This is a genomic window from Rhodococcus sp. NPDC056960, assembly GCF_042674125.1.
Taxonomy (GTDB): Bacteria; Actinomycetota; Actinomycetes; order Mycobacteriales; family Mycobacteriaceae; genus Rhodococcus_F.
Genome location: NZ_JBHURF010000013.1, coordinates 90,081 through 110,539, shown reverse-complemented (window position 1 = coordinate 110,539; position 20,459 = coordinate 90,081). Strand labels below are relative to the sequence as shown.

Sequence of the window (20,459 nt, the reverse complement as noted above, 5' to 3'; positions counted from 1 at the left end):
GGTTCACCGCGTCGGGGACTGATACTTCGCGATCAGCTCGGCGCGGTTGGTCGCGCCGAGTTTGCGGAGGATGCGTTTCACGTGGGACTTGACCGTGTCGACGGTGATGACCAGTTCGGCGGCGATCGTGGAATTCGACGCCCCGGTGAGAAGCAATCGGACGACGTCGGCCTCGCGGTCGGTCAGCGGGTCGAGCAGGCGTTGCCCGGCGGAGTCGCGGTCGACCTGCGCCGGCGCGAGTTCGGATGCGCCGCGGGGAGGCAGTGCGTCGAGGTCGGTGTCGTCGGTCCACCGCCGGGCGCTCTCCTGCAGCAGGGCGCTCTGGCGCTCGCGACGCGATTCAAGACCGACCCGCTCGAAGCACCCGCCGAGCACTTCGGCGAGCACCCCCAGGGCGCGGCGGAGAGTGTCGTCCACACGGGTGTCGAGGTGCATCAGCGCGGCCGCAGTGCCGCCGACCACGATGGGAAAGACCGTGAAACCCTTGGTGCCCAGCAGCTCTCGCAATGCTGTGGGGGTGTCCGCGCCGATCGCGACCGTGTTCGTGGCGAGCGCCTGCGCCTCCGGCGAACCGTCCACGAGGTCGAAGGCGGAGGGCGGGGACGCCATCATGCCGGGGCCGGCGCCGAACCAGGTCGCGGGAACGATGCGGTCCCCGTCGAGGCGGGACAGGACAACTGCTCTCGCAGAGCACAATTCCGCGACGCGCTCACACGCGCGCTGCATGAGTTCCGCACCCGAGGCGGCGTCGTCCAAGGCCCGGACGGCGCGATCGATGCCCTTCGCGACCGCGCCGATCTCGGCGGTCCGGGTCGCGTCGACGGCGTTTCTGCTGTCGAGGAGCCCGACGAGGCGCCTCCCGAGTTCGGTCGCGCGGGCCGGATCGGCCGTCCGCATCTCGGTGAGGATGTCCGCGACGGCGCGATCGTGCTCGGTGTCCGTGGTGTTCTCGCCGGGGTGGGGAGCGTCAGCCACCGGACACCGTCTTGGCGTTGGCACACAGCGCCGCCACCTCGGCCCGCGTGGAGACGCCGAGTTTTTTGAAGATCCGCTGGACATGGGATTTTACGGTGCCGTCGGAAATGCACAGCCGACGGGAGATGGCCGCGTTGGTCGCTCCCGTTGCCATCAGGGTGAGCACTTCGCGCTCGCGAGCGGTCAGGGTGTGGGCGCGCGGAACGATCGGTGCCGGCGCCGAGTCGTCGACGTTCGCCGTGCCGGTGCGGGGGAGGTCGCAGGTGTCGAGTTCCGGCATCGTCAGGGGCTGTTCGAGGTGCCGCAGTGCCTGCGTGAGCCGTTGTATCTCGGCGTCGACGTGCTCGTTGCGGGTGGAGATCTGCCGCCTCAGGTCGGCGCGTTCCTTCGACGAGGCGCAGGCGCCGGCCAGCACCGCGACGAGGTGGACGTCGGTGTCGGACAGGCTGTCGCTCTGGCGGTCGACGTGGATCATCGCGACCGCACGGGCGTCGACGACGATCGGCACGGCGAGGTATCCGGCGGGCCGCGACAGATCGATCAGGGGTCGGTACGTGTGCCGGTAGGTGTCGGCGGCGTCCACGGCGTACGGCTTGCGGCGGCGGACCAGTTCCGCCTCGCGCGGGGCCTCGCGCAGCGAGATCTCGCGGCCGTCGATGGCCGTGATGAGGTCGTGGAAGTCCCCGCTCAGCTCCGGGTTGACGGCTAACGCGATGGGGGACCACGTGGAACCGCGGACCACGGAGAACATCGCCTTGCCGTACCCCAGGCTGGTGCACAGTTCCTGGGTCACGACTTCGGCGAGACGGTCGGTACCGGTGTCGAGTGCGCGGACGACCTGCTGCAGAGCCTCGAATTGGGCGGTGTGCACGCGCAGTCGGCGCGTGATGTTTTCGCGGCTCGCGGCGTCGAGTTCTGTCACGAGTTCCGCGAGGCGCAGGGTGTGCTCGGGGGAGGCGACGCCCTCACGCAACTTCCTGGCCGCGAACGCACGGATCACCGTGAGGTCGGGTTCGCCGTCCGCCAGACGGATCAGGTTCGGCTCGCTGCCGAGAAGCTCCTGCAACTCTGCAACTGCCTGCTCGGCAAGCTCGAACGAACTCGTCGAAATGACCACTCACCACTCCTCGCGCCGAGGCCGCCGCACGGATGACGACGACACCGTCGCCCATTCCTGTCACCCAACGCACAGTATAGAGACGGTGTCACCTGGGACGTTGCTGCACCGTCCGCGGCCTGACTCCAATGTATATGGTCAGTCCAAATACGTCACGCTTTCCGGAAAAACGATGCACCCGGGTTCTTGTCCCGGGCGCGGCCGCCGTACTAGGGTCGAATGGTACGACCAAAATGGAAGGATCGGCCCTATGGCGCACCCCGTGCGATACGACGTCGACGAGCATGTCGCCGTCCTCACTCTCGATCGCCCCGAAACCCGCAACGCGCTGTCCGACGACCTGCTCGACGAGCTCCTCGCCGCGCTCGAACGCGCTCGGGACGACGACGACGTGCGGGTCGTCGTGCTGGCGTCGTCGCACGAGAAGATCTTCTCGGCGGGCGGCGACCTCAAGGCGTTCGCGAGCGAGACGCCGACCATCGTCAAATACGCCGGGCTGGATCGCTTCCCGCGCCTGTACCAACTCATCGGCGGCCTCGGCAAACCGGTGATCTGCGCGGCGGGAGGGGATGTCCTCGCGGGTGCGTTCGGTCTCGCGCTGGCGTGCGATTTCGTGCTCGCCAAGGAGTCGGTCCGGTTCGGGTGCCCGGAGATCAACGTCGGTGTCTTCCCGTTCATGATCTCCGCCCTCATCTATCGGAACGTCGGGCGCCTCAAGGCGAACGAGCTGATGATGTACGGCGAGCTCATCACGGCCACGGATGCGCTCGAGCTGGGACTCGTGAACCGCGTGATCCCGGACGACGACTTCGAGGCGGAGGTCCGGGCGTGGGCGCGGCGGCTCGCGGGCAAATCGCCGCTGCTCATGCGTCTGGGCAAGGAGGCGATCAACAACACCCGCGACATGTCGCTGCCGGACGCTCTCACGGCGCTGCAGTCGCAGCTCGCTCTCGCGTTCACGACCGAGGACATCGTCGAGGGCGTCACGGCGTTTCGCGAAAAGCGTTCTCCCGTATGGGGCCTGCGCTGATCGCCGGCTCCCGAACTCGTTGCACTTTCGGTCTAACCATTATATTGTGAGGGCCAACACAGGTTTCTTCATTCCCTCTTCACATCTGCGCTCAGAGGAAGGCTTCCCATGGCGTTCGCATCGGTCACCGATCGCTATTCGGACGAACAGATCCGAGAGTTCTATGCCACCGGGCAGTGGCACCGCGACACCTTCTTCGACATGCTCGAGGTCCAGGTTGCCGAGCGGGGCGACCGCATCTTTCTGACCGACGACACCAGCGGCGGCATCACCTTCCGGCAGCTGCGGGACCGGGCGCTGTGCCTGGCCGTGGGACTGCGGCGCCACGGGATCACCACCGGCGACCGCGTATCGGTGCAGGTTCCGAACTGGATCGAATTCGCGATCATCGCCGTGGCGTTGTCGAGGCTGGGCGCCGTCCTGGTGCCGATCATGCCGATCTACCGCCGCGACGACGTCGAGTACATCCTCGGTAACGCCGGTGTGCGGCTGGCGATTACGCCGCAGACCTTCAAGAAGTTCGACTACGCGGGCATGTACACCGACATCCTGGGTGCCGTCGACTCGCTCGAGGACGTCGTCGTCGTCCGCGGGAGCGGCGAACTCCCGAACGGTGCGGTGTCGTTCGAGTCGCTGTTCGCGGAGATCGGCCCCGACGAGGCGATCGCCGAACTCGGGCCGGGTGTCGGTCCGGACGAGCCGTTCGTCATCGTCTACAGCAGCGGCACCACGTCCCGTCCCAAGGGCTGCATCCACACGTTCAACACGTTCGCCTGCGGATCCCGTCTGCTGGCCGACGGGTTCGCGTACACGCCCGACGACGTGCAGTTCGGCCCCTCGCCGATCACCCACACCACCGGCCTGGTCACCAGCATCGTCCTCCCGCTCATGCACGGAGCGGCGTCGCACCTCATCGAGGTGTGGGAGCCGGTCCGCGGGATGGAGCAGATCAAGGAACGCGGCTGCACGGTCGCGGTGAGTGCCACCACGTTCCTGCAGATGCTCATGGACGCCTACGATCCCGCTGTGCACGACATCGGCAGCATGCGGCTGTGGGTGGCGGCCGGCGCCCCGATCCCCGCCAGCGTCGTCACGAAGGCGGCCGAATTGTTCCCGAGCCTGCAGGTGCTCAGCCTGTACGGCCGCTCGGAGAACGTCACGACCACCATGTGCACCGTGCGCGACGACCCCGAGCGGTCGCTGACCTCGGACGGCCGTCCGCTGCCGATGCAGTCGGTGAAGATCGTCGACGAACTCGGTAACGAGGTTCCGCGCGGTGAAGAGGGCGACGTCGCCTACAAGGGCGCCATGCACATGCTCGGGTATCTCCACAATCCCGAGGAGACGGCCAAGCTGTTCACTCCCGACGGCTACTCCCTCTCCGGGGATCTCGGCCGGATGGACGAGGACGGCTACGTGCGCGTCACCGGCCGCACCAAGGACATCGTGATCCGCGGTGGCATGAACATCAGCGTGCGTCAGGTCGAAGACCTCCTGGCGGCGCATCCCGCCGTCCGCGGTGTGGCGGCGGTAGCGATGCCGGACGAACGTCTCGGCGAGGCGGTGTGCCTCTACCTGGTCGCCGCACCCGGGTACGGCGACATCACCCTCGAGAAGATCAAGAACTACCTGCTCGAGCAGGGAGTGGCGATCCAGAAGGTTCCGGAGCGGCTGGAGATCGTCGAGGCACTGCCGACGACGGCCACGGGCAAGATCCAGAAGAACGTGCTGCGTGCCCAGATCGCGGCGAAGATCGAGGCCGACCGGCAGCAGCGGGCACAAGCCGTCAGCTGATCGGAAAAGAAAGGGGGCGAAGCCGATCGGCTTCGCCCCCTTTCTCGTGGTTCGAGAAGAGCGATCAGGTCGCGGCCACCAGGACCGTCGCCGATCCGGTGACGACCGGGCCCTTGTCGCCGGAGGCGACGAGATCGAGGGTCGCCAGCGACTCGCCATTCGTTTGGGTGATCGTCACGACCGTGCCACCCAGGGTCAGGGTGTCGCCGAGGAAGACCGGAGCGACGAACCGGACACCGAAGGAGCGCACGTGCTCGACGCCGAACGTGTCGGACAGCCAGCCGGCCAGGATCCCGGCCTGCATCTGGCCCATCGCGATGACACCGGGAAAACCCGACGTGGCGACGAACTCGGGATCGTGGTGCAGGGGATTGAAATCGCCTCCGGCGCCGGCGAATCGCACGATGTCGGTCTGGCTGACGGGGCCCACGACGCGGGTGTCGGGCGCATCGCCGACGCGGACCTTGGCCGGTGTTCTCATCGCTGCTCTCCTCGTTCGATCAGGACCTCTTCGAGTCGCACCACGGGCTCGCCGTCGGCGTCGACGTACTCGGTCTCCAAAGTCACGACGCGCATCGTCCCGCCGCGCTTGCCCTCTCGCCGCTCGTCGCCCACGACGCGCCGCGTGCCGATCACGTGGTCGCCGGCGGTGAGCGGTCGCAGGTACGTCCACGTGACCGAGCCGACCACCACCCGCGCCAAGGCCAGGCCCAGCGAGTCGACGAACGCACGCTGGTCGCGCTGGTGTCCGGCGACGACCGTGTGCGTGAGAGTCGCGGGCACGTCGTCGAATCCGGCGTCGCGCGCGGCGGCCGGATCGGTGTGCACGGGATCGGTGGTGAACGTGGCGCGCGTGAATTCGCGGATCTTTCCGCGTTCGACGTCGTATTCGACGCGGTCGACGACGCCGGCGGGAAGTGGGTCGGACATCCGGGCCTCCTTTTTGGACTGACCTATAGTATCATTGAGCCTAAATTCGTGAGGAGGGTGCAATGGAGCTCGCTGATTCCCCAGACGAGGCCACGTTCCGTGCAGAAGTCCGGGAGTGGGCCGAGAAAGCGGTCCCGACGCTGCCGTGGCCGGAACCGGTCGATCTGGTCGACAAGGTGCCGTTCTGGCAGCAATGGCAGCGGCTGCTCTTCGACGCAGGCTACGGCGGGATGTCGTGGCCGCAGGAGTACGGCGGCCAGGCCGCCGACCCGATCCGCAAGGCCATCTTCACTGAAGAGATGGACCGGGTGGGTGCACCGGAGCGCCTCAACACCATCGGTGAGGATTTCGCGGGCCCGACCATCATCGACTTCGGGACACCCGCTCAGAAGGAGCGGTTCCTCCGCCCCATCCTGACCGGCGAGGAAATCTGGTGCCAGCTGTTCTCCGAGCCGGAGGCAGGATCGGACCTCGCCTCGCTGCGCACCAAGGCCACGAAGGTGGACGGGGGCTGGAAGGTCAACGGGCAGAAGATCTGGACCAGCCGCGCACACATCGCGGCCCACGCCATCCTGCTGGCCCGCACCGGCGGCGGCGCGCGGCACAAGGGCATCACATACTTCCTGGTCCCGATGGACAGTGAGGGCATCACGGTGCGCCCGCTCGCCCACATGCTCGGCGAGGCCGAATTCAACGAGGTGTTCCTCGACGACGTGTTCATTCCCGACGAGCTCGTCGTCGGCGAGGTCGACGGCGGCTGGAAGGTCGCGATGGGCACGCTCGCCTACGAGCGGGTGGCGATCGCGACGGGTCGCGTCAACACCAAGCGCGCCGTCGGCGACATCGTGTCCGACATCGCGGGAATGACCGACGACGAGGGCCGCCCGCTCGGCGAGGATCCGGTGGTCCGGCAGAAGGTCGCCGACCTGTACGGCCGGGCCCTCGTGCACTACCTCATCGGCCAGCGCGTCATCACCCTCGCGGCAAACGACGGCCCACCGGGACCGGTCACGTCGATCGGCAAGCTGTTCTTCTGCCCCCTCGTCGAGGAACTCGCCGACTTCCGGTTGTCCCTCGAACCGGTCGGCGGGCAATTCGCCCTCGACGACGACCAGCAGAAGACGGCGCGGTGGCAGCGGCTCGCGTACCAGGCCCGCGGCACCGCCATCGCCGGCGGATCCACCTTCATCCAGCGCAACATCGTCGCCGAGCGCATGCTCGACATGCCGAGGAGCTGACCGTGTCCGACTACACCTGGCATCCCACCGACGAGTACGTCGAGAACGCCAACGTCACCCGTCTCGCCCGGGCCCACGGTCTGTCGGGGCTGGGCGAACTCCGCGCCCGCTCCGTCGCCGACGTGCGGTGGTACTGGGACGCGGTGGTCCGCGATCTGGGCCTGCCGTTCCAGACCCCGTACCGCGAGGTGCTCGACACCTCCCGCGGAATCGAGCATCCGGACTGGTTCGTCGGGGGCAAGACGAACGTCGTCGACGCGTGTCTGGGGCGGTGGCTCACCGACCCGGCGGCCGCCGACCGGACCGCCGTCGCGCACGAGGCGGAGGACGGCACGGTCCGGAGTCTGACGTATCGCGAACTGGCGGCGGACGTCGAGCGGGCCGCAGCCGGGCTGCGGGAACTCGGTGTCGGCAGGGGGGACGCCGTCGCCCTGTTCCTGCCGATGATTCCCGAGGCGGTCGTGTCGGTGTACGCGGTCGCGCGGCTCGGGGCGGTGCTGGTTCCGCTGTTCTCCGGTTTCGCGCCGAGCGCGATCGCGTCCCGCATCCAGGACGCGGACGCGAAGGTGGTGATCGTCGCGGACGGAACGGTGCGGCGTCGCAAGTCCGTCACGATGAAGCCGGCCCTCGACGAGGCACTGTCCTCGTGCCCGACGGTGCAGTCGGTCGTCGTGGTCGAGAACATCGGCACCCCAGTGGATTCCACCGGCCGCGACATCTCGTGGTCGAAGCTGCTCGGAAACGGCGGCGACCCCGGCCCGGTCGAGGCGATGGACGCCGCCGAGCCGTTCGCGCTGGCGTACACGTCCGGCACGACCGGCAAGCCGAAGGGCGCCGTGCACACGCACGCCGGGTTCCTCGTGAAGACGGCGAGCGAGGTCGCGTACTCGTTCGATCTGAAGCCCGGTGGAGTGTTCTGCTGGATCACCGACATGGGCTGGATCATGGGGCCGCTGTCGATCGTCGGCACCCACGCCAACGGTGGCACCCTCGTGCTGTACGAGGGTTCGCCGGACGTGCCGGACACCGACCGGTTGTGGCAGCTCGCGCAGCGGCACCGGGTGACGATGCTCGGCGTCTCGCCGACGCTGATCCGTACCCTGCGCGGGCGGGAGACGGACGTCGCGGCACGGTACGACCTGTCCTCGGTGCACACGATCGGCTCCACCGGCGAGCCGTGGGACCCGGACTCCTACGAGTGGCTCGCGCGGGACGTGTTCGGCGGCCGGGTGCCGGTGATCAACTTCTCCGGCGGCACCGAGGTCGGCGGCTCGTTCCTGGCACCGTATCCGGTGGAACCGATCCGCAGTTGCTCGCTGGGCGGTCCGTCCCTGGGCATGGACGTCGACGTCGTCGACGACGCGGGACGGTCTTTGCGCGGCGAACAGGGTGAACTCGTCTGCAGGCAGCCGTGGCCGTCGATGACGCGCGGGGTGTGGAAGGACGAGGAACGCTATCTGGAGGCGTACTGGTCGACGTTCCCCGGCATGTGGCGGCACGGTGACTACGCCCTCGTCGACGACGACGGCCAGTGGTACATCCGGGGCCGCTCGGACGACGTGATGAACGTGGCGGGAAAGCGTCTCGCACCGGCGGAGGTCGAGGCGGTGCTGACGGCGCACCCGGCGGTGTCCGAGGCGGCGGCGGTCGGTGTCCCGGACCCGAAGAAGGGCGAGGCGGTGTGGGCGTTCTGGGTTCCCCGCGCGGACGCGGACATTGCGGACATCTCGGCCGAACTGATCGCCGGCGTTGCCGCGGAACTCGGAAAACCGTTCGCGCCGAGCGTGGTTCACCGGGTGTCGCGGCTGCCGAAGACCCGGTCGGCGAAGATCCTGCGCCGAGCGGTGCGCGCCGCCGCCCTGGGAACCGACCCGGGTGACCTGTCGGGTGCCGAGAACCCGGAGGCGATCGACGAGATCCGCGCCGTGGTGGCGGGCGGCGACATAGCGTCGTGAGTACGACGAAGGCCCCACACCGCGCGGTGTGGGGCCTTCGTCGTCGAAGCCGGGAAACGTGAAAGCTATTCGTCGAGTGGAATGTCGGTGCGGTCCTCGAAGTCCTTGATCGACTCGGCGTAGGAGTGGACGTGCCGGCTCATGCGACGCACGGCGGCGTCGGCGTCCTTGTCGCGAATGGCCTTGGTCACCGAGCGGTGGGCCTTGACGGTGATCTCGCGGACCTTGTCGTCGATGAAGCCTTCGTTCTCGGTCGCGGCGTAGATGGCCCGCGAGAGCGAGATCATCAGACCCGACAACAGTTCGTTGTGACTGGCGCTCGCGACGGCGACGTGCCAGTCGATGTTCGCCTGCAGGAACGCGTCGAGGCTGTCGCCCGCGGCGGCGATGTCGTCGTTGGCGGCATCGAGTCGCGCGAGATCCTCGTCGGTGCGATGACGGGCGGCGAGTTGCGCGCAGAACGGCTCGATGGCCTCGCGGGTCTCGAGCAGGGCGGCGAGGCGGATCTGACGACCGCGGATGAGCAGGGCCACCGTGTCGGCCATCGACTGCTCGCCGGGTCGCTGCACGAAGGCGCCACCGGCCCGCCCGGCCTTGATGCGGACGAGTCCCTGTACCTCGAGGATGCGCAGGGCCTCGCGGACGGTGGTGCGGCTCATCTTCGTTTGAACGACGAGTTCGCGCTCCGGCGGCAGCGGTGTGCCTTCGACGTAATCCCCGCTGAGAATGCGCTCACGCAGTTCGTTGGCGAGGACGTCCGACGCCTTCGGAACCTCCATCGGGGTCAGCTGGATGGAGGAACGTCCGTTCCGGGTGGTGTTCGGCACGGCTGGTGGCATGGCTCCCCGCCCTCTCTGGTCTAACGGTCAGACCTAATATACCATTGGGTTCTCGCTGCATTCGTCTTGCAGCCTATTCTTCGTCTCATCGAGAGGACCAGTTCTATGCGCTGGGAACTGTCAGAAGAGCAGGAAATGTTCACCGAAGCCCTGGACGGCTGGCTCGGGCGGTTCGCCGCTCCGGCAAATGTCCGCAAATGGGGTGAATCGGGAGATCCTGCCGAATTCGAGCAGAAATTCGTCGAGGAAGGCTGGTTCTCCGCCGGTCTCGGCGAGGACATCGGTGGTCAGGGCGGTGGTCTGCTCGAACTGGCGTTGACCGCCGAGGCACTGGGCCGGTACGCCGCGCCGTCGAGTGCATGGACCGCGTCCGTCCTCGCCGCACCCCTGCTCCCTGCCGACGTCGCCACCGACGTATTGACGGGCGGTGGGTTCGCGGCCGTGGCCGTCGATGCGACCGGCCCGTTCGGTCTCGCCGACTCGGTAAACGTCGACGACGCCGGTAAGTTGACCGGTCGCGTGTCGACGGTGCTCGGCGCCGAACGAGCGAAACTCCTGGTCGTCCCGGTGACGGCGACCGACGGAACCGCTGCCCTGTACCTCGTCCGCAGCGACGACGCCGGTGTCACGGTCGAACCGCATCGCTTCCTCGACCCGTCTCGCGCGGCCGCGGATGTCCGATTCGACGGCGTCATCGGGCAGCGCCTCGACATCGAGGCGGCTCCAGCGCTCGAGGACGCGGGGCTGCGCGCGGCCGTGCTCGTCGCCGCCGACTCGCTCGGCGCGATGGACCGCATGCTGGGTCTCGCCGTGGACTACAGCAAGCAGCGCCAGCAGTTCGGTGTCCCGATCGGGTCGTTCCAGGCCGTGAAGCACGCTGCGGCAGGCATTCTCGTCTCCGTCGAGGCGGGGCGGTCCATTGCGTACTACGCCGCGGCGTCGGTCGATCTCGGTCTGGACGACCGTGCGATACATGCCGCCGTCGCCAAGGCTCAGGTGCCGCGCAATGCGGTGCAGGCGGCCGACAGTGCTCTCGTGATGCACGGCGCGATCGGCTACACGTGGGAACACGATCTGCACCTCTACTACAAGCGCGCCAAGCTGGACGAGAAGTTGTTCGGTGGACCGGGCGTCTGGAACGAGCGCGTGGCACGGGATCTTCCCCTGCTGCCTGCCGCCGGATGATTGGCCGTTGACTTTTTGGTCTGTCCTTTAGTAATTTAAGTCCAAACGGAACCAACGACGACGGGACGTGCTGTGGACTTTGATCTGACCGAGGATCAGGCGACGATCCGAGATGCGGTGCGAGAGCTCGCCGGCAAGTTCGACGAGCAGTACTGGGTGGAGAAGGACAGCGAGCACGAGTTCCCCACCGAGTTCTACGACGCGTTCGCCAAGGGCGGCTGGCTCGGCATCACCACGCCGGAGGCGTACGGCGGGCACGGGATGGGCATCACCGAGGCCTCGATCCTGCTCGAGGAGGTCGCCGCGTCCGGCGCCGGCATGAACGGCGCGAGTTCGATGCACCTGTCGATCTTCGGGATGCACCCGGTGATCGTGCACGGCTCCGAGGAGCTCAAGCAGCGCACGCTCCCGCGGATCGTCGACGGCGACCTGCACGTGTGCTTCGGTGTCACCGAGCCTGGTGCCGGCCTCGACACCACCAAGATCACCACCTTCGCGCGGCGCGAGGGCGACAAGTACATCGTCAACGGCCGCAAGGTCTGGATCTCCAAGGCGATGGAGTCGGAGAAGATCCTTCTCCTCACGCGCACCACGAAATTCGAGGACGCGAAGAAGAAGACGGACGGACTGACGCTCTTCCTCACCGACCTGGACCGCTCGAAGGTCGACATCCGCCCGATCAAGAAGATGGGGCGTAACGCGGTCACGTCGAACGAGTTGTTCATCGACAACCTCGAGATTCCCGTCGAGGACCGCGTGGGTGAGGAAGGCAAGGGCTTCAAGTACATCCTCGACGGCCTCAACCCGGAGCGCATGCTCGTCGCGTCGGAGGCCCTCGGCATCGGCCGGGCCGCGCTGCGCCGGGGCGTCCAGTACGCCAACGAGCGTGAGGTGTTCGGCCGGCCCATCGGCATGAATCAGGGCCTGCAGTTCCCGCTCGCGGATTCGCTCGCCCGACTCGACGCCGCGGAACTCGTTCTGCGCAAGGCGACATGGCTCTACGACAACGGAAAGCCGTGCGCCCGTGAGGCCAACATGGCCAAGTACCTGTGCGCCGACGCCGGTTTCCAGGCCGCGGACCGCGCCCTGCAGACCCACGGCGGGATGGGCTACTCGGAGGAGTACCACGTGGCCCGGTACTTCCGCGAAGCCCGCCTGACCAAGATCGCCCCGCTCAGCCAGGAGATGGTCCTCAACTACCTCGGCGAGCATGTCCTCGGCCTCCCCAGGAGCTACTGATGTTCGAACTCACCGGAAAGTCCGCACTCGTCACCGGTGCCGGCAGTGGCATCGGCGCCTCGGTCGCGCACGCCTACGCCCGCGCAGGTGCGGCCGTGCTCGTCACCGACGTCGACGGTGACGCCGCCGCTGCGGTGGCCGCGGAGATCACCGCCGCCGGTGGCTCGGCGAAGTCTGCGGCCCTCGACGTCCGCGACGGCGAGGCGGCCGCCGCGGCGGCGGAGCAGGCCGCCGCGCTGAACGGCGGCACGCTCAACATCCTGGTCAACAACGCCGGCGCCATCGCGCCCGCCATGTTCCCGAACCTCGAAGAAGACGACTTCCGCCGCATCGTCGACATCCACCTCGTCGGCAGCTTCGTGTGCAGCAAGGCCGTTCTTCCGTACCTGCCTACCGACGGCAGTGGGCGCATCATCAACGTCACGTCCGCGGCCGGCCTGGTGGGCACCATCGGGCAGGCCAACTACGGTGCCGCGAAGGCCGGCATCATCGGACTCACGAAGTCGCTGGCGCGTGAACTCGCCAAGAAGCAGGTGACGGTCAACGCGCTCGCCCCGCTCGCCGCCACCAAGATGACGGAGAACATCCGCAGCAACGAGAAGCTCGCCGCCAAGACGCTCGCGCGGATCCCGTTGGGCCGCTGGGCCGAACCGGACGAGATCTCGGCCAGCTTCGTGTTCTTCGCGTCCGACGGCGCGGCGTACATCACGGGCCAGGTGCTGCCCGTCGACGGAGGAACGGTGATCTGATGGCCGACAAGCGCAACCCCTTCCAGCGTTCCGCGCGCGAGGTAGTCATCGCGGAAGCGGCCCGCACCCCCATGGGCAAGTCGCATCCCGACCGCGGCTGGTTCCGCGACACCCATCCCAACGACATGCTCGGCGCGGTGTACACCGACCTGATCCGCCGCAGCGGCCTCGACCCGGCCGTCGTCGAGGACCTCGTGATCGGCTGCACCGCACCGTTCGGCGAGCAGTCCCGCAACATCGGCCGCAACGCCTGGCTGCAGGTGGGCTACCCGCCGGAGGTCCCGGCCGTCGTCCTGGACCGTCGCTGTGGGTCCGCCCAGACCGCGGTCGAGATGGGAGCCGCCCTGGTCGGTTCCGGCACCCACGACGTCGTCCTCGCCGGCGGTGTCGAACACATGGGCCACGTGCCGATGAACTCACCGGCCAAGATCTCCGAACTGTACGGCGACCCGTGGCCGGAAGCGCTGCGCGACCGATACGACTTCGTGAATCAGGGCGAGAGCGCCGAACTCATCGCGGACCGGTGGGAGATCTCCCGGCAGGAGATGGACGAGTTCGCCGTCCGCTCCCATCGTCTGGCGACCGAGGCCATCGAGGCAGGTCGTTTCGACGCCGAGATGATCCCCCTCGATCTCGCCGGCGAGACCCGCTCCAGCGACCAGACCGTCCGCCCCGGCACGAGCCTCGACAGCCTGTCCGGGCTGAAGACGCCGTTCCGGGAAAACGGCCGCATCACCGCGGGCAGTTCGTCGCCGATCTCGGACGGCGCGGCCGGTGTGCTGCTGGCCTCCCGTGAGGCGGTCGACGCGCACGGGCTGCGGGCCCGGGCCCGGATCCTCGATCAGACCACCGTCGGAGTGGACCCGATCATCATGCTTACCGGGCCGATCCCGGCCACCCGGAAGTTGCTCGACCGCAACGGGATGAGCATGAACGACATCGATCTCTTCGAGGTCAACGAGGCGTTCAGCTCGGTCGTCCTGGCCTGGGAGCGGGAACTGAAGCCCGACATGGACCGGGTCAACGTCAACGGCGGTGCGATCGCGCTCGGGCATCCGGTCGGCGCGACCGGTGCCCGGCTCATCGCGACGATCATCGCCGAGTTGGAGCGGCGCGACGCCGAAATCGGCCTGGTGACCATGTGCTGCGGCGGCGGCCTGGGAACGGCGACCCTGATTCAGCGGATCAACTGATGATCGACCTGCGGCAGTACATCCGGCCCGGCGACGGGATCTGGTGGAGCCAGACGAGCGCGGAACCCACCCCGCTCGTCCACGCCCTGCTCGATCAGGTCTCGTCGATCGGTCCGGTCCGGGCGTTCGTGGGACTGACGTGGGATCGGCGGTTGACGACCGAACTGCCCGACGAACTCTCCGTCGTCTCCTACGGTGGCCTCGGCGAACTCCGCCGTCTCGCCCGCCTCGAGGTCGTGCCCTGCCATTACGGGGCGCTGCCGCGGCTGTTCGCCGAACGCAGGCTGCCGTGCGACGTCGGCTTCGTGCAGGTGTCCCCGCCGGACTCGGCCGGAAACTGCTCGCTCGGGGTCGGAGTCGACTACATCGCGGACGCCCTCGACCACACCCCGGTCCTCATCGCCGAGATCAACCGGCGCATGCCCGTCACTCTCGGCGCACCACGAATTCCGTTGTCGCGCTTCGCGGCGGTGGTGGAGACCGACCGGCCGTTGCTGGAGGCGCCGGATCGCGAGCCGGCCGCGGTGGAACTGGCGATCGCGCGGAACGTCGCCGATCTCGTGGCGGACGGAGACACGATCCAGCTCGGCGTCGGGACGCTGCCGTCCGCCGTCCTCACCGCCCTCGAGGGACACAAGGACCTCGGGCTGCATTCGGGCATGATCTCCGACGCGGCGCTGCGGCTGATCGACCGCGGTGTGCTGACCGGCGCGCGAAAGGAGATCGACCCCGGACTGCACGTGACGGGAGCCGCGCTGGGAACGGCGGCGCTGTACGACAGGTTGCCGGGACTTCCGGTGGCCTTCCGCCCGGCGAGTTACACCCATGCACCGCAGGTGCTCTCGCAGTTTCGGTCGTTCGTGTCGATCAACTCGGCGATCGAGGTGGACCTGACCGGGCAGGTCGGCGCGGAACTGCGCAACACGACCTACGCCGGTGCCGTCGGGGGCCAGGTGGACTTCTCCCGGGCCGCGGCGATGACCGGCGGTCGCTCGATCATCGCGATGCGCGCCGATTCGCGCGGGGAGTCGACGATCAAGACGGCCCTGGAATACGGTGCGGTCACCACCGCCCGCGCCGACGTGGACTTCGTGGTCACCGAACACGGTGCCGCGGCGCTGCGCGGGTGTTCCCTCACCGAGCGTGCGCGGCGCATGATCGCGGTGGCGGCACCCGAGCACCGCGAGAGACTGGAATTCGAACTCGAGGAGTACGACCTTGCGTCCGCAACGGAGTGAGGGGAAAGGAGTCGACGCCATGGCGCGTCCCCAGCAGGTCCAGATTCGTGAGGTCGGTCCGCGCGACGGTTTCCAGAACGAACCGGAGCACATCCCGACCGACGACAAGGTCCGGTTGATCAACGCTCTCGGACGGGCGGGATTCACCCGGATCGAGGTCGCCAGTTTCGTGCGGCCCGACGTCATCCCTCAACTCGCGGACGGGGTCGAGGTGCTCGAGCGTATCGACGTGCCGGACACCACGAAGCTGATGGTGCTCGTCCCCAACAGCAAGGGGCTGGACAACGCACTGAAGGTGCGCGACAAGTTCCACGAGGTCGCGATCTTCGTCAGTGCGTCGGAGACCCACAACAAGAAGAACGTCAATCGCACCGTCGACGAGACCATGGCCGACAACGACGTCATGGCCAAGCGGATCGTCGCCGAGGGCCTCGACTGCGCCGCGGTGATCGCGACGTCGTTCGGGTGCCCGTTCGAGGGCAAGGTGGAGCTGACCCGGGTGCTCGACCTGGCCGAACGGTTCGCCGAGTCCGGGGCCACCGAAATCGGTTTCGGCGACACCACCGGCATGTGCAACCCGGCGTACGCGTCCGAGTTCTTCGCCGCGGCGCTCGATCGCCTGCCCGGCGTCGAGGTGACCGCCCACTTCCACAACACCCGCGGCCAGGGTCTCGCCAACGCGTACGCGGCACTCGAGGCCGGGTGCGCGAGCTTCGAATCGAGCTTCGGTGAACTGGGCGGCTGCCCCGTTCCGGCCGGCTCGACGGGCAACATCGCCACCGAGGACCTGGTGAGCATGTTCCACGAGATGGGCGTCGAGACGGGTCTCGACCTTCCGCGGGTCATCGAGGCGGCGCGGGAAGCGCAGACCGTGCTCGGCCGCAAGCTCACCAGTCACTCCATCGTCGCCGGCCCCATCGAGTGGGCCCGGCGCTGACACCGGCCGACCAACAATTCACGAAAGACACAGACGGAGAAGAACATGAGTAATCGAGTTGCATTCGTGACCGGCGGTGCGCAGGGCATCGGCAAGGGCATTTCCGACGCACTGGGTGCCGCGGGCTTCCGCGTCGCCGTCGCCGACCTCAACCTCGAGGTCGCCGAGGAGACCGCCGCCGGCATCCGCGACGCCGGCGGCCAGGCGATCGCCGTGCCCGTCGACGTCACCGACACCGCGTCCGTGCAGGCCGCGGTGAAGCAGGTCGCCGAGCAGTTCGGTCCGGTCGAGATCGTCGTCAACAACGCCGGCTGGGATGATTTCATGCCGTTCCTGAAGACGGACGAGGCGTTCTGGGACCGGATCCTCGACATCAACTTCAAGGGCCAGCTGCGGGTCATCCAGGCGACGGTCCCGGGCATGGTCGAGCGCGGCTTCGGCCGGGTCATCAACATCGGTTCGGACGCCGGCCGCGTCGGCTCGTCACTCGAGGCCGTCTACTCGGGTGCCAAGGGCGGCATCATCGCCTTCACCAAGACCCTCGCCCGTGAGGTCGCGACCAAGGGTGTCACCGCGAACACGGTGTGCCCCGGCCCGACCGACACCCCGGCGCTGCGCAAATTCGCCGACAGCTCGGGTCAGGACGCCGACAAGGTGATCGGCGGCATGACCCGGGCCGTGCCGATGAAGCGGCTCGGCCAGGCGACCGACATCGGTGCCGCGGTGGCGTATTTCGCCTCCGACGCAGCCGAATTCGTCACCGGCCAGACCCTGTCGGTCAGCGGAGGCCTGACCATGTCCTGACGGACACCGAATCGAAAGGTGCGGCCCGGTTTCCGGGCCGCACCTTCGGCATTCGCGGGGTCGGACGGTAACGATCGTTTACAGATGTGCCTATGATCGTGGCATGACGAACAACGGTGAATCAACGGATTTCGTGTCCTGGACGGCAGTCGGAGAGTTCGAGGACATCCGGTACGAGCACAGCGGCGACGGGATCGCGAAGATCACGATCTGCCGGCCGGAGGTGCGCAACGCGTTCCGTCCGCAGACGTTGATGGAAATCTCGGAGGCCCTGGTCGACGCCCGCGAGGACTCCTCGGTCGGCGTCATCGTGCTGACGGGGGAGGGGCCCGACGCGTTCTGTTCGGGCGGCGATCAGCGGGTGCGCGGCGACACCGGCTACCTCACCGAGCCGGGGAAGGCGGGCGGCGTCGGCCGATTCCACGTCACCGACCTGCAGATCCAGATCCGGCGCCTGCCGAAGCCGGTCGTGGCCATGGTCGCGGGCTACGCGATCGGTGGCGGGCACATCCTGCACCTGGTCTGCGATCTGTCCATCGCCGCAGACAATGCCCGGTTCGGTCAGGTCGGCCCGAAGGTCGGATCGTTCGACGGCGGCTACGGCGCGGGGTTGCTCGCCGAACTGGTCGGGGTGAAGAAGGCCAAGGAGATCTGGTTCCTGTGCCGTCAGTACGACGCGCAGGAGGCGCGCGAGATGGGGCTGGTGAACACCGTCGTCCCGCTCGCCGACCTGGAGCGGGAAACCGTGCAGTGGTGCCGCGAGATGCTCGAGCTCTCGCCGTTCGCGCTGCGGTTGATGAAGGCGAGCTTCAACGCCGCCGAGGACGGCATGGCCGGTATCCAGCAGCTCGCGCACGATGCGAATCTGCTCTTCTATTCGACGGACGAGGCGAAGGAAGGCCGGGAGGCGTACAAGGCCAAGCGGCGCCCCGAGTTCGAGAAGTTTCCGCGGCGGCCCTGATCTTCCATTTCGGTCCGACAATTAGTATGGTTGGGTCAATACCTCACGTGAGTGGCAATGCGTGCCCGAGCACACATTGCCACTCACCTGGGACTGGACCGAGAAGGATGGTGTGCATGTCGGAAACCGCAACGCCCGCAGTCGCGTGGAGCGACGTCGACGCCGGCGCCGGCGTCATGACGATCACTCTGCAGCGGAGGCCGGCCAACGCGCTCGGGTTGCCGATCATCGACGGCCTGAACGCGGCACTCGACGCGGCGGACGCCGACGGCTCCGTGAAGGTCATCGTCGTCCGCTCCGACATTCCGGGATTCTTTGCGGCGGGCGCGGACATCAAGCACATGTCGTCCGTGGACGCGGAATCGTTCACCGCGTACGGGGATCGACTCCGTGGGGCACTGGACCGGCTCGCATCGGCCGACCGCATCTCGATTGCCGCGGTGGACGGCCTCGCGCTCGGCGGTGGCCTCGAACTCGCCATGGCCTGCACCCTGCGGGTCGGCGGCGCGGACGCGAAGTTCGGGCTGCCCGAGGTGAAGCTGGGCCTGATTCCCGGAGCCGGTGGAACGCAGCGTCTTCCGCGTCTCGTGGGCCGCGGCCGCGCGCTCGACATCATGCTGAGCGCGCGTCAGGTGCTCGCCGTCGAGGCGCACGCGATCGGCCTGATCGATCGGCTCGTCGACGCCGGCGGCGCCACGGATGCCGCGCAGGCTCTCGCGGCCGAGCTGTGCACGATGTCGCTGCCCGCGCAGCGCGCCGTCATCCGCACGGTCGACGCGTCGTTCGATACACCGATCGAGGAGGGCTTCCGGTTCGAGGTCGCCCAGGAGCAGGATCTGTTCGAGAACGGAGAGGCGAAGGAGGGCATCACCGCCTTCCTCGAGAAGCGCGCTCCGCGCTTCTCCTGAGCGTCCTGACGTCCGGGCGTGCCGGATAGGGCTGTGGCGCTCAGGTCGGCCGTCCTGTCCGAGCCCGTCGTGACCGCCGGGATTCCTCGCTGAACCATTTCAAGGTATTATTATCAGACCAAAATCGGACGGGAGGAGGGTGGATGGTGCAGGACACCGCGAAACGTTCGTTCACCGGACCGCTCTCGGGTCTGAAGGTGGTCGAGATCGGTTCGATCGGCCCCGGACCGTTCTGTGCCATGCTGCTCGCCGATCTCGGCGCCGACGTGATTCGCGTGGACCGTGCCGCCGGTGCCGGGCTGGTCGGGCCGAACGCCGACTTCCGCACCGAACTGCTGCACCGCGGCCGTCGTTCGCTGGCCGTCGACCTCAAGCACCCGGACGGTGCGGAGGTGGTGCTCTCGCTCGTATCCGACGCCGACGTCCTGATCGAGGGCTTCCGCCCCGGAGTCGCCGAGCGACTCGGCATCGGACCGGACGACTGCGCTGCACGTAATCCCGGGCTGATCTACGGCCGCATGACCGGTTTCGGGCAGGACGGACCGCTCGCGCAGCACGTCGGCCACGACATCAACTACGTGGCACTGAGCGGCGCCCTGTCGCTCATCGGGCGGCACGGTCAGCCGCCCACGCCGCCGCTCAGTCTGGTCGGCGACTTCGGCGGCGGGGGAATGCTTCTCGCCCTCGGCGTCGTGTCGGCCCTCTTCGAGAGGCAACGCTCGGGACTCGGTCAGGTGGTCGATGCCGCCATGGTCGAGGGAGCAGCACTGCTCGCGACGCCCTTCTTCGGGTTCGCGCAGACCGGGACGTGGGACAGGGAGCGGGGCACCAACATCGTCGACAGCGGTGCGCCCTATTACGACGCCTACGAGACCGCCGACGGCAAGTGGCTGGCCGTCGGTGCGATGGAACCCCACTTCTACGCCGACCTCGTGACACTGCTCGACCTGCCCGACGACCTGCCGGAGCAGAACGACCGCTCCCAGTGGCCGCAGATGAAGAAGATCTTCGCCGACGCCGTACGCGGCCGCACATTGACGGACTGGCTCGACTCCGCCGAGGGGCTCACACCCTGCATAGCGCCCGTCCTCGACGTCGACGAGGCGCCGTCGCACCCGCACCACGTCGCGCGCGGCTCTTTCGTCGACGTCGACGGGCTCGTCCAGCCGGCGCCCGCACCCCGATTCAGCCGGACAGCGGCGACGGTGGACCGCCGTCCGCCTCTGCCGGGCGAGCACACCACCGAGATCCTGACCGACTGGGAGATCGACACCGGCCGCGTCGCCGACTGGCTGCGCTCGGGTGCGGTGCGCGAGGCCGCCGCGGAAACCTGACCGGCCGGACGTTCGGCGTCCGGACCACCACCA

At 68.0% G+C, this 20,459-nt stretch carries 19 protein-coding genes; 14 read left to right on the top strand and 5 right to left on the bottom strand.

All coding sequences use genetic code 11. The features are described 5' to 3' along the window. Positions 1-3: 3 nt before the first annotated feature. Positions 4-975, bottom strand: coding sequence for a LuxR C-terminal-related transcriptional regulator (locus ACFTWF_RS21565; protein WP_378463214.1), 972 nt, complete (start codon positions 973-975; stop codon positions 4-6). Further along, positions 968-2,092 (bottom strand): LuxR C-terminal-related transcriptional regulator, encoded by a 1,125-nt coding sequence (locus tag ACFTWF_RS21560; RefSeq protein ID WP_378463213.1) that lies wholly within the window; start codon positions 2,090-2,092, stop codon positions 968-970. Before ACFTWF_RS21560 ends, ACFTWF_RS21565 begins: the two co-directional genes overlap by 8 nt. Before the next feature lie 250 nt (positions 2,093-2,342). Here ACFTWF_RS21560 and ACFTWF_RS21555 point away from each other — a divergent pair, with 250 nt between their 5' ends. Continuing rightward, complete coding sequence (locus ACFTWF_RS21555; RefSeq protein ID WP_378463212.1) at positions 2,343-3,122, top strand: enoyl-CoA hydratase/isomerase family protein; 780 nt, start codon at positions 2,343-2,345, stop codon at positions 3,120-3,122. Positions 3,123-3,230: 108 nt separating this feature from the next. Next, positions 3,231-4,916 (top strand): AMP-binding protein, encoded by a 1,686-nt coding sequence (locus tag ACFTWF_RS21550; protein ID WP_378463211.1) that lies wholly within the window; start codon positions 3,231-3,233, stop codon positions 4,914-4,916. Positions 4,917-4,980: 64 nt separating this feature from the next. Here ACFTWF_RS21550 and ACFTWF_RS21545 read toward each other — a convergent pair whose 3' ends face one another. After that, complete coding sequence (locus ACFTWF_RS21545) at positions 4,981-5,397, bottom strand: MaoC family dehydratase (protein ID WP_378463210.1); 417 nt, start codon at positions 5,395-5,397, stop codon at positions 4,981-4,983. Beyond that, a complete protein-coding gene (locus ACFTWF_RS21540) occupies positions 5,394-5,846 on the bottom strand; it encodes a MaoC family dehydratase N-terminal domain-containing protein (RefSeq protein WP_378463209.1) in 453 nt (150 codons plus the stop codon). The genes ACFTWF_RS21545 and ACFTWF_RS21540 overlap by 4 nt, the downstream gene beginning before the upstream one ends. A 62-nt stretch (positions 5,847-5,908) precedes the next feature. Here ACFTWF_RS21540 and ACFTWF_RS21535 point away from each other — a divergent pair, with 62 nt between their 5' ends. Then, entirely contained in the window at positions 5,909-7,084 is a 1,176-nt protein-coding gene (locus tag ACFTWF_RS21535) for an acyl-CoA dehydrogenase family protein (RefSeq protein ID WP_378463208.1), read from the top strand. 2 nt (positions 7,085-7,086) lie between these two features. Next, positions 7,087-9,039, top strand: a complete 1,953-nt coding sequence (locus tag ACFTWF_RS21530; protein WP_378463207.1) for an AMP-binding protein — start codon at positions 7,087-7,089, stop codon at positions 9,037-9,039. Positions 9,040-9,104: 65 nt separating this feature from the next. Here the strand turns inward: ACFTWF_RS21530 and ACFTWF_RS21525 are convergent, their stop codons facing one another. After that, a complete protein-coding gene (locus tag ACFTWF_RS21525; RefSeq protein ID WP_378463371.1) occupies positions 9,105-9,866 on the bottom strand; it encodes a FadR/GntR family transcriptional regulator in 762 nt (253 codons plus the stop codon). Between the two features lie 117 nt (positions 9,867-9,983). Here ACFTWF_RS21525 and ACFTWF_RS21520 point away from each other — a divergent pair, with 117 nt between their 5' ends. The 10 genes from ACFTWF_RS21520 to ACFTWF_RS21475 all read left to right on the top strand — a co-directional run bounded on the left by ACFTWF_RS21520 (position 9,984) and on the right by ACFTWF_RS21475 (position 20,426). Next, positions 9,984-11,063 (top strand): acyl-CoA dehydrogenase family protein, encoded by a 1,080-nt coding sequence (locus ACFTWF_RS21520; protein WP_378463206.1) that lies wholly within the window; start codon positions 9,984-9,986, stop codon positions 11,061-11,063. Between the two features lie 72 nt (positions 11,064-11,135). Continuing rightward, entirely contained in the window at positions 11,136-12,302 is a 1,167-nt protein-coding gene (locus ACFTWF_RS21515) for an acyl-CoA dehydrogenase family protein (protein WP_016882310.1), read from the top strand. Further along, entirely contained in the window at positions 12,302-13,051 is a 750-nt protein-coding gene (locus ACFTWF_RS21510) for an SDR family NAD(P)-dependent oxidoreductase (protein WP_009475547.1), read from the top strand. Before ACFTWF_RS21515 ends, ACFTWF_RS21510 begins: the two co-directional genes overlap by 1 nt. Continuing rightward, entirely contained in the window at positions 13,051-14,244 is a 1,194-nt protein-coding gene (locus tag ACFTWF_RS21505) for a thiolase family protein (RefSeq protein ID WP_378463205.1), read from the top strand. Before ACFTWF_RS21510 ends, ACFTWF_RS21505 begins: the two co-directional genes overlap by 1 nt. Continuing rightward, entirely contained in the window at positions 14,244-15,482 is a 1,239-nt protein-coding gene (locus ACFTWF_RS21500; RefSeq protein ID WP_378463204.1) for an acetyl-CoA hydrolase/transferase family protein, read from the top strand. Before ACFTWF_RS21505 ends, ACFTWF_RS21500 begins: the two co-directional genes overlap by 1 nt. 19 nt (positions 15,483-15,501) lie before the next feature. Then, entirely contained in the window at positions 15,502-16,419 is a 918-nt protein-coding gene (locus ACFTWF_RS21495; RefSeq protein ID WP_378463203.1) for a hydroxymethylglutaryl-CoA lyase, read from the top strand. 45 nt (positions 16,420-16,464) lie between these two features. Next, a complete protein-coding gene (locus ACFTWF_RS21490) occupies positions 16,465-17,223 on the top strand; it encodes an SDR family NAD(P)-dependent oxidoreductase (RefSeq protein WP_378463202.1) in 759 nt (252 codons plus the stop codon). Between the two features lie 103 nt (positions 17,224-17,326). Then, positions 17,327-18,184, top strand: coding sequence for a 1,4-dihydroxy-2-naphthoyl-CoA synthase (gene menB, locus ACFTWF_RS21485; protein WP_185727604.1), 858 nt, complete (start codon positions 17,327-17,329; stop codon positions 18,182-18,184). Between the two features lie 116 nt (positions 18,185-18,300). Then, on the top strand, positions 18,301-19,092 hold the full coding sequence (locus ACFTWF_RS21480) for an enoyl-CoA hydratase/isomerase family protein (RefSeq protein ID WP_378463201.1): 792 nt from the start codon (positions 18,301-18,303) through the stop codon (positions 19,090-19,092). 143 nt (positions 19,093-19,235) lie between these two features. Beyond that, positions 19,236-20,426 (top strand): CaiB/BaiF CoA transferase family protein, encoded by a 1,191-nt coding sequence (locus ACFTWF_RS21475; protein ID WP_378463200.1) that lies wholly within the window; start codon positions 19,236-19,238, stop codon positions 20,424-20,426. The last annotated feature ends 33 nt before the right edge of the window (positions 20,427-20,459 follow it).